Below are 205 nucleotides of genomic sequence, written 5' to 3' on the forward strand. Positions count from 1 at the left end.
GCGATAGCTCAATGGTGGAGCACTCGGCTGTTAACCGATAGGTTGGAGGTTCGAGTCCTCTTCGCGGAGCCATTTTTATTATCAAATTATCCTTACTGTTCATTGTATGTTGTACAGTGAATTAAAGTAATCTGGTGATTATGGCTTGAAGGTTACACCCGTTCCCATTCCGAACACGATGGTTAAGCTTCAACACGCCGATGGT

At 44.4% G+C, this 205-nt stretch carries 1 rRNA gene; it reads left to right on the forward strand.

The features are described from left to right. Positions 1-130 precede the first annotated feature (130 nt). Positions 131-205, forward strand: a 5S ribosomal RNA gene (gene rrf / locus ACVHXK_RS19035); the annotation flags it as partial.

It is taken from the genome of Clostridium sp. DL1XJH146 (genome assembly GCF_054819755.1).